Annotated in this window: 1 pseudogene; it reads right to left on the reverse strand. The window is 71.2% G+C overall.

The window, feature by feature from the left end:
* Window positions 1-10,329: pseudogene (locus tag ACWELQ_RS25750) on the reverse strand (amino acid adenylation domain-containing protein); the annotation flags it as partial.
* Between the last annotated feature and the right edge of the window lie 132 nt (window positions 10,330-10,461).

Genomic DNA, 10,461 nt, shown 5'->3' on the forward strand with positions numbered 1-10,461 from the left:
CCTACGGAGGATGCCGAGGTCGAGCATCCCTGGGCCGCATGGGTATCTGTCCGATATCCAAATTTGTAGATATTGCGATCTATGCATTGATTGCCGCTCGCCGGACTGTTCCAGGACGGCCCGCTGCCACAGTGCGTAGTCGGCGTACTGGACCGGCAGCTCCTGCCAGGCCGGGGCCTGGCCCGCGGCGCGGGACAGGTAGGCGGTGATGGTGTCGCGCAGCAGCGGATCCTGCGACTGCCCGTCACCGGCGATGTGGTGCAGCACCACGACCAGCACGTGGCTGTGCGCGGATTCGCGAATCAGGGCGGCGCGCAACGGGACCGTGGTGGTCACGTCGAAGCCGCGCCCGATGAACTCCTCGATCCAGGCCAGATCGGTGGCGTCGCGCAGTTCGAGCGGGAGCGGAGCCTCGGCGGCGGGCAGGATGAGCTGGTAGCCGACCCCGTCCTGATCCTCCGGATACATGGTGCGCAGGGATTCGTGCCGGGCGACCACGTCGGCGAAGGCCGCCATGAGCACGCCGGTATCGATCTCGCCGGTGACGCGGACGGCCGCGGGCACGTTGTAGGCCGCGGATTCCGGGTCCAGGCGGTTGAGCAGCCACATGCGGGTCTGGGCCAGCGACAGCGGGATTCGCTCCGGGCGCGGCATGGGCCGCAGCGGCACGCCGTGCCCGCCCGCGGTGATGCGGGCGGCGAGTTCGGCGACGGTCGGGGCCTCGAAGAGCTGGCGCACGGTGAGGTCCGCGCCGAAGGCGGCATTGGCGCGCGCCACCAGTCGCATGGCCAGCAGCGAGTTGCCGCCGCGCGCGAAGAAGTCGTCGTCCGCGCCGATGGTGAGGCCGCCGAGCAGATCCCCGATCAGGGCGGCCAGCGTGGCCTCGATGCCGGGGCGGGGTTCGCGGTAGGCGACCGTGGCGGCGGTGAATTCGACGGCGGGCAGGGCGTTCCGGTCGAGCTTGCCGACGCTGGTGAGCGGCATGTCCGCGAGCACGGCCAGGTGGGCGGGCAGCATGTAGGACGGCAGCTGGGTGCGGGCGTGCTCGAGGACCGCCTCGGCGGTGAGGTCGGCCCCGGAGACGTAGCCGACCAGGCAATCGGTTCCGGCGGTGTCCTTGGCGAGCAGCACCACCGCGTGCGCGACACCCGGGGCCGACAGCAGCGCCGCCTCGATCTCGCCGAGCTCGATGCGCTGGCCGCGCAGCTTCACCTGGAAGTCGTTGCGGCCCATGTACACCAGGTCGCCCGCGCGGTTCCAGCGCACCAGGTCGCCGGTGCGGTACATGCGCGCGCCCGGCACCCCGAACGGGTCGGCCACGAAGCGGTCGGCGGTGAGTCCGCCACGGCCCTGATAGCCGCGCGCCAGCTGCGCGCCCGCCAGATAGAGCTCACCGATCACGCCGGTCGGCACCGGGCGCATGCGGGCGTCGAGCACGTAGGCGCGGGTGTTCCAGTTCGGGCGGCCGATGGCGACCTCGAAATCCGGGTCGGTGTCGGAGAATTCGTGATAGATCGTCGAGATCGCGGCCTCGGTCGGGCCGTAGGCGTTGTGCACGGAGCCGCCGACCAGCTCACGCAGGCGACCCAGCAGCTCCACCGGCAGCGCCTCGCCGCCGGTGTGCAGGTGGCGGAAGGAGGCCAGCGCGTCGCCGTGTCCCTCGGCGATCAGGGCCGCCAGCACCGACGGCACGTGTTCGGCGATGGTGACGCCGAATTCGCGCATGAGCCCGGCCAGGTAGTCGAGGTCCTGGTGGCCGCCGGGGCGCGGAATCACCAGGGGCGCACCGACCATGGCGGGCAGGAAGCATTCCCAGACCGAGACGTCGAAGGCCAGCGGGGCGCGCTGCATGATCCGGTCGGCGCGGGTGACGCCGTAGCGGGATTCCAGCCAGCGCAGCTGGTTCATGATGGCGCGGTGCGAGGTGGCCACGCCCTTGGGGAGACCGGTGGAGCCGGAGGTGTAGAGGACGTAGGCGAGGTTGTCGGGGCGCAGAGGGGTGCGGCGGTCGGCGGGCTGGATGGGAGTGTCCGAGAAGCCTTCCAGCGCACCGAGTTCTGAAACGTCGAGGACGCGAACGCCATCCAGCTCGGGGAGCTCGGCACCGCCGACGGTCAGGACCAGGCCGACGTTCGAGGTGGCCAGCACGTGCGCGATGCGATCGGCCGGGTGGGCCGGGTCGATCGGCACGTAGGCGGCACCGGCGGCGATGACGGCGTAGAGCGCCACCACCATGTCGACCGAGCGTTGCGAGGTGACGCCGACGATGTCGTCCGGGCCGATGCCTTCCGAGATCAGCAGGCGCGCCAAGCGATTCACGCGCCGGGCCAGGTCGGCGTAGGACACTCGCTGGTCTTCGAAGAAGACCGCGTCCGCCTCCGGATCCTGTGCCGCACGCGCGTCCAGCAGTTCGGCCAGCGTCTCGACGGGCAGGGTCCGCCCGGTGAAGTTGCGGTTCACCAGCAGCTCACCGCGTTCCGCCCGCGACATGATCTCCACGTCGCCGGCGCCGGTGCGCGGGTCGGCGAGCAGTGCGCGCAGCACCCGTTCGTAGGTGGCCTGGAATCCGGCGATGGTGTCCGGGTCGAACAGGTCGGTGGCGTAGGTGATGTAGACGTCGATGCCGCCGGGTTCGCCTGCGGCGTCGGTGGTTTCGGCCATGGTCCAGTCCAGGTCGAACTGGGTGGCGGTGGCCTCGACGGTGAGCGCCTCGATGGCCAGCCGGTTGAGCCGGACGCTGGGACGCAGGTGGTTCTGCAGCGTCAGGGTCACCTGGCACAGCGGTGCGTGCGACTGGGAGCGCACCGGATTGACGGCGTCGACCAGCATTTCGAAGGGGACCACGGCGTGGTCGAAGGCCGTCAGGTCGGTGTCGCGGACGTGCACGAGCAGTTCGCCCAGCGACACCTCGGGACGCACCTCGGTGCGCAGCACCAGGGTGTTGACGAACATGCCGACCAGGTTGTCGAGGGCCTCGTCGCCGCGCCCGGCCACCGGGGTGCCGATGACGATGTCGGAGGTGCCGGAGAGGCGGGCCAGGGTCACGGCCAGCGCGGTGTGCAGGACCATGAACGGGGTGACGCGGCGAGTGCTCGCGAAATCGAGGACGGCCGAGTGCAATTCGGCGTCGAAGCGGCCGGTGAAGCCCGCGCCGCGACCGGTGGCGACGGCGGGACGGGGCCGGTCGCTGGGCAGGGCCAGCACGTCCGGCACGCCGTGCAGTCGGCGGGTCCAGTGCGCCAGCTGCCCGGCCAGCACCGAGTTCGCGTCGTCGGGGCTGCCGAGGGCGTCGCGCTGCCAGAGCGCGTAGTCGGCGTACTGCACCGGCAGCGGCGCCAGGTTCGGGACCTCCCGGGCGCAGCGGGCCACGTAGGCGGTGGCGATATCGCGGGTGAGCGGGCCGAAGGACCAGCCGTCGGCGGCGATGTGATGCACCACCATGACCAGCAGGTGGGTGCCCGGCTCGTCGGTGAGCTCGAGCAGCCGGATGCGGAAGGGCACCTCGGCGGTGACGTCGAAGGCGGTGCGCGCCACCGCTTCCACCAGGCCGGGGAGTTGATCGGCGGTGACGGGCTCGGGCACCAGGTCGATGAGGCGGGTGCCGGCGGGCAGGATGACCTGGCTCGCCTCGCCGTCGTGCTCGGGGTAGAGAGTGCGCAGCGTCTCGTGCCGGTCGACCACGTCGGCGACGGCGGCGCGCAGCGCGTCGAGGTTGAGGGTTCCGGTGAGTCGCAGCGCGAACGGGATGGTGTAGCCGTCGCGAATGTCGAAGCGGTTGAGGAACCACATGCGCTGCTGGGCGATGGACAGCGGGATGCGGTCGCCGCGCTCGCGCACGGTGATCGGCGGCAGTTCGATGACGGATTCGGCGTCGGCGGCCGAGATGCGGGCGGCCAGCCCGGCGACGGTGGCGTCCTCGAAGACGGCGCGCAGCGGAATCCGCACGCCCGCGGCCTTGCCCAGGCGGGCGACCAGCTGGGTGGCGATGAGCGAGTTGCCGCCGAGGGCGAAGAAATCGTCGTCGGATCCGGCGCGTTCGACGCCGAGCAGGGACGTGAAGACCTCGGCGACGAGGCGCTCTTCGGGACCGGTGGGTGCGCGGAAGGCGGTGGCGGCCTGCGCGGGGGCGGGCAGGGCGGCACGGTCGAGCTTGCCGGAGGCGTTGAGCGGCAGGGCGTCCAGGGGGACGTAGACGGCGGGGATCATGTAGGCCGGGAGCCGTTGGGCCAGCGCTGTTTTCAGGACGCTGCCGGAGAACTCGGTGCCGGGGGCGGAGACGATGTAGGCGACCAGGGCCGGGTCGGTGCCGCGTACCGTCACGACCGCCTGCGCGACTTCGGCGAGTTCGCTCAGCGCCGTTTCGATCTCGCCCAGTTCGATGCGCAAGCCACGCAGTTTGACCTGGAAGTCGGTGCGGCCCAAGTACTCCAGCTCACCGTCGCCGGTCCACTTGACCAGGTCGCCGGTGCGGTACATGCGTTCCGCGCGGCCGAACGGGTTGGCCACGAAGCGATCCGCGGTGATGTCGGGGCGGGACACGTAACCGGTGGCGAGCTGGGTACCGGCCAGGTACAGCTCACCGGCGACGCCGATGGGCACCGGGCGCAGGCGCGAATCCAGCACGTAGACCTGGGTATTGAAGACGGGGCGGCCGATGGGGACGGTGTCGATATCGGTGTCGGTGACCCGGTGGTAGGTCACGTCGACCGCCACCTCGGTGGGGCCGTAGAGGTTATGCAGCTCGGAGCCGGTGAGCTCACGTAGTCGGTGTGCGGGTCGCGGCGATAGCGCCTCGCCGGAAGCGAAGACCATGCGCAGGCTGGTGCACTGCGCGGCGACTTCCTCGGCCACGAAGACGGACAGCATCGACGGCACGAAGTGGATGACGGTCACGCCCTCGCGGGCGATGAGTTCCGCGAGCTGGGCCGGGTCGCGGTGAGCGTCCGGCCGGGCGACGGCCAGACGCGCGCCGATCTGCAAGGGCCAGAAGAACTCCCAGACCGACACGTCGAAGGTGGCGGGTGTCTTCTGTAGGACGACGTCGGCGGCGGTCAGGCCGTACTCCGCCTGCATCCAGTGCAGGCGGTTGACGATGGCCGAGTGCGGGACGGCCACGCCCTTCGGGCGGCCGGTCGAGCCGGAGGTGAAAATGACGTAGGCGTTGTTCGAATCCCGCAGCGGGGCAATGCGATCGGCGTCGGTGAGCGGCTCGTCGGAGTATCCGGCCAGGTCCAGCAGGTCGATGCGGACCTGCGCGGTGTCCATGAGCAGGTCTTCGCCGGAGGTCAGCACGGTGACCGGGTCGGCGGTCTCGAGGATGTAGTCGAGGCGGTCGGCCGGGTGGTCCGGGTCCAGCGGAACGTAGGCGGCACCGGCCGTAACGACGGCGTACATGCCGACGACCAGGTCCAGGGAGCGACGCATGCCCAGGGCCACGGTGGAATCCGGGCCGACGCCCTCGGCGATCAGCCAGCGGGCCAGGCGGCGGACGCGGGCCGCGAACTCTGCGTAGGACAGAGCTGTCCCCTCGAAGCTGAGCGCGTTCGCTTCGGGGGTGCGGGCCGCCTGGGCGTCGAAGAGGGAGACGAGGGTGGCGGCAGGGTCGAGCGGTGAGTAGCCGGTCCCGTTCCAGTCGTGCAGGATTCGAGTGCGCTCGGCAGGAGCCAGCAGGTCGATATCGCCGATCTTCGTCTCGGCATCCGCGGCTACGGCCGTGAGGATCCTGGACAGACGCTCCGCCAGCGCGGTCGCGGTGGCGGCGTCGAACAGTTCGGTGGCGTAGCGCAGGTTGCCGGTCAGTCCGGCCTCGCCCAGTTCGCCGACCACCAGGTGCAGGTCGAATTTGACCGTCGGGTCGTCGATCTCGACCGCGGAGACGGTCAGCTCGGGCAGGGCGAAGGTGCCGCCCTCGTGCATCCGGGCGGCGTCGGTGAAGGTCAGCATGACCTGGGCCAGCGGTGGCGCACCGGTGGTGCGGTCCACGGCCAGGGCGTCGACGATGCGCTCGAAGGGCAGTTCGGCGTGGGCGAAGGCGGCCAGGTCGGCGGTGCGCACGCGGGCCAGCAGGTCGGCGAAGGACAGGTCGTCCTCGACGCGGGTGCGCAGCACCAGGGTGTTGACGAACATGCCGATGAGAGCGTCGAGTTCGCGCTCGCCGCGGCCACCGATCGGGGAGGCGACGGCCACGTCGGTGGTGGCGGCGCTGCGGGCCAGCAGGGCGGCGAAGGCGGCGTGCACGACCATGAACAGGGTGACGCCGTGCGTGCGGGCCAGCTCACGCAGGCCGTCGGCCACGGCCGGGTCGACCGAGAACGGAATGGACGCACCGGCATTGGTGGGCACGGCGGGGCGGGGCCGGTCGGCGGGCAGGGCGAGCTGCGGGGGCAGGCCGGTCAGGGTCTCGCGCCAGAAGTCCAGCTGCTGGTGTGCGACGGTGCCGGATTCGGCGGCGTCGCCGAGGAGTTCGTGCTGCCAGAGGCTGTAGTCGGCGTACTGCACGGCCAGGGGTTCCCAGCCGGGGTCCACGCCCGCGATGCGGGCGGTGTAGGCGCGCATGAGGTCGGTGATGAGCGGGGCCAGCGACAGCGCGTCGGCGGCGATGTGGTGCACGACGACGGCGAGCACGTACTCCGGCTCGGCACTGTCCTCGACCATGCTCTGTTCATCGACAAGGAAAAGACCGATGCGCGACGGCAATTCGCGGCTCACGTCGAACCCCGCGGCGGCGAAAGCGGCGATGGTGCCGGGCATCTCGGTGGCGGCGACCGGAATCGGGGTCAGGCTCAGGCCGACGTCCGCGATGTCCAGGATCTCCTGGTAAGGGCCGGAATCCGAGTCCGGGTACACGGTGCGCAGCGATTCGTGGCGGGCCAGCACGTCCATGGCGGCCTGCTCGAGTTCGGCGATGCGCAGGTTGCCGGTCAGGCGCAGCACGACCGGCAGGTTGTAGACGCTGTGCTCACCGTCCTCGGCCTCGATCCGGTTGAGGAACCACAGGCGCTGCTGGGCGGGCGAGAGCGGAATGCGGTCCGGGCGCGGGCGGGCGGCCAGCAGCGGCCGGGCGGCATCGGGGTTCGCGGCGACCAGGACGGCGGCGAGACCCTCGACGCTGGAGGCTTCGAACAGCAGGCGGACGGGGACCCGCGAGCCCAGCTCCGCGCCGATGCGGGAGGTGACGCGGGCGGCGTCGAGGGAGCTGCCGCCGAGGGCGAAGAAATCGTCGTCGAGGCCGACGCGGTCGGCATTGAGCACCTCGGCGAAGACGGCCGCGACCAGGCGCGCGGCGGGCTCGATCGGCTCGCGGAAGCTCTTGGCGCGCAACTCCGGAACGGGCAGCGCCTTGCGGTCGAGCTTGCCGCTGGAGTTGAGCGGCAGCTCGGGGAGGGTCATGAGCGCGGTCGGGACCATGTAGGAGGGCAGGAGGCGGGTCAGGCCCTCGCGCAGGACGTCCACATCGAGTTCCGCGCCCGGGGCCGGAACGACGTATCCGGCCAGGTAATCACCGGCGTCGCCATTGATCAGGCGGACCGCGGCCTGGGCGACGCCACTTGCCAGCAGCGCGCTCTCGATCTCGGCCAACTCGATGCGCTGGCCGCGGAACTTGATCTGGAAGTCCAGGCGCTCCAGGTAGACCAGCTCGCCGTCCTCGGTCCACTTGACCAGGTCGCCGGTGCGGTACATGCGCTCACCGGCGCGCCCGAACGGGTTGGCCACGAAGCGATCCGAGGTGAGGTCGACGCGGCCGTGGTAGCCGCGCGCCAACTGCACACCGGCCAGATACAGCTCGCCGGGTACCCCGATGGCGACCGGCCGCAGCCGCGAATCCAGCACGAAGACTTGGGAATTCCACTCCGGCTCGCCGATCGGCACGGCGAGCGTGTCGGAGCGGTGGGCCTCGCGGAAGGTGATGGACACCGCGGCCTCGGTGGGGCCGTAGAGGTTGTGCACACCGGCGTCGCTGACCGCCCAGAACGCGGCGACGGTCTCCGGCGGCAGCGCCTCGCCGATGACGAAAATCTCACGCAGCGAATCGAGTTCACCCGCCTCGGCGTGCGCGGCGAACACCGCGAGCATGGACGGCACGAAGTCGGTGAGCGTGACCCGGTGCCGGGCGATGGTTTCGGCGATGTAGCGCGGATCGCGGTGGCCGTCGGGGGTGGCGACCACCAGGGTCGCGCCCGCGCGCAGCGGCAGGAAGTAGCCCCACAGCGAGACGTCGAAGGTGGTGGCGGTCTTCTGCAGGTAGATGTCCTGGTTGCGGACACCGTATTCGGCCTGCATCCAGGCCAGCTGGTTGGCGATGGCGCGGTGGGTGACCGCGACGCCCTTGGGCTTGCCGGTGGAGCCGGAGGTGAACAGGACGTAGGCGGGGTGGTCGGGGTGCAGCGGGGCGCGGCGCTCACGCTCGGCGATCTTGCCGCCCGCGTAGGGGGACAGTTCCAGCTCGTCGAGGTGATGCAGTGGGACATCGACGGTTTCGGGCAGCGCGAAGCCGTCGCGGCGGGTGGTCAGCACGGCGTGTGGAGCGGCCGTGGTGAGGATGTGCCCGATCCGCTCGGCCGGGTGGGCCGGGTCGACCGGCACGTACGCGCCACCGGCGCGCAGCACCGCGTACATGGCGACCACCAGCTCCACCGAGCGGGCCATAGCCAGTACGACAAGCGATTCCGGGCCGACTCCGGTGGTGATCAGGTATCGGGCCAGGCGGTTGGCGCGCTCGGACAGCTCCGCGTAGGTGAGTTCGGTGTCGCCGAAGACCAGGGCGCGGGCGTTCGGGGTGCGGGCAGCCTGCGCGTCGAAACCCTGGTGCAGGAACAGATCCGGGACGCGCGAGCCGGTGGCGTTCCAGCTCGACAGGACGTAGTCGCGTTCCCCGGCGTCCAGCAGTTCGATGTCGCCGACCGGGGTTGCGGCGTCGGCGACCGCGGCCGTGAGCAGGCGGGTGAACTTGGCCGCGAACTCGCGCACCGTGTGATCGTCGAAAAGGTCGGCGGCGTAGGTGTATTCGACCCGGTAGCGGTCGCCGTCGCCGACCACGGTCAGCTGGAGGTCGAACTTGGCGATGCCCGGATCGAAGTCCAGCTGCTCGGCGGACAGGCCCGGCAGCGCGGCATTGATATCGCCCAGGTTCTGCATGAACAGCGCCACCTGGAACAGCGGGTGGCGGTTGCGGGCGCGGGCCGGGTTGAGCACCTCCACCAGGCGCTCGAACGGGACGTCACGATGGGCGAAGGCGCGCAGATCACGGTCGCGCACATGGCCGATCAGCTCCCCGAAGGAGTCGCCACCGCGCACCTGGGTGCGCAGCACCAGGGTGTTGACGAACATGCCGACCAGGTCGTCGAGCGCCTGGTCGCCGCGCCCGGCGACCGGGGTGCCGATGGCGATGTCGGTGGTGTTCGACAGCCGGGCCAGCACGGCGGCCAGGGCGGCGTGCAACACCATGAACGGGGTGGCGCGATGAGCGGCGGCCACCTGGTCGACCGCGGCGCGCAGTTCGGCGTCGAGGACGGTCTCGAAGGTCGCGCCCCGGAAGCTGGAGGCGGCCGGGCGCGGGCGGTCGGCGGGCAGGTCCAGCTGGGCGGGCAGATCCGCGAGTTCCGTTGCCCAGAAGGCGATCTGGCGGGCGGCGACCGAGTCCGGATCGGCCTCGTCGCCCATCCAGGCGCGCTGCCACAGCGCGTAGTCGGCGTACTGGACCGCGAGCGGCTCGTACTGCGGGCGCTGGCCGGACTGGCGGGCCAGGTAGGCCATGACCAGGTCGCGCACCAGCGGTCCGATGGACGCGCCGTCGGCGGCGATGTGGTGGGCGACCACCACCAGGGTGTGGTCGCCGGGGCCGGAGCGCAGCAGCCGGGCCCGCAGCGGGACCTCGGCGGTGACGTCGAAACCCTGTGCGGCCAAGGTGAGTACGGTCGCGGCGAGCTGATCCTCCGGCACGTCGCGCGGGGTCAGGTCGACCGCGGCGGCGGGCAGCACCACCTGGGCGGGGCCCGCCTCGGCGGCCGGGTAGTAGGTGCGCAGCGACTCGTGGCGTTCGATCACGTCGGCGAAGGCGGCGGCCAGCGCGTCGGTGTCGAGCTCGCCGCGCAGGCGCAGCGCGAACGGCATGTTGTCCACCGCCGACGGATCGAATTCGTCGGTGGCCGGGTCGTATTCGCTGCGCGCGTAGTGGTTGAGGAACCACATGCGCTGCTGGGCGGGCGAGAGCGGGATGTGGTCCGGCCGCGGCCCGGCGGTCAGCGGCGGCCGCACCGTGCCGGACGCGTTGTCGCCCAGGGCCGCCAGCGCGGCCACGGTGGGCCGCTCGAAGAAGTCGCGCACGTCCACGGTGACGCCGAGCGTCTCGCGGATGCGGGCGATGGCGCGGGTAGTAGGTGCGCAGCGACTCGTGGCGTTCGATCACGTCGGCGAAGGCGGCGGCCAGCGCGTCGGTGTCGAGCTCGCCGCGCAGGCGCAGCG

Source organism: Nocardia sp. NPDC004722 (assembly GCF_053601505.1).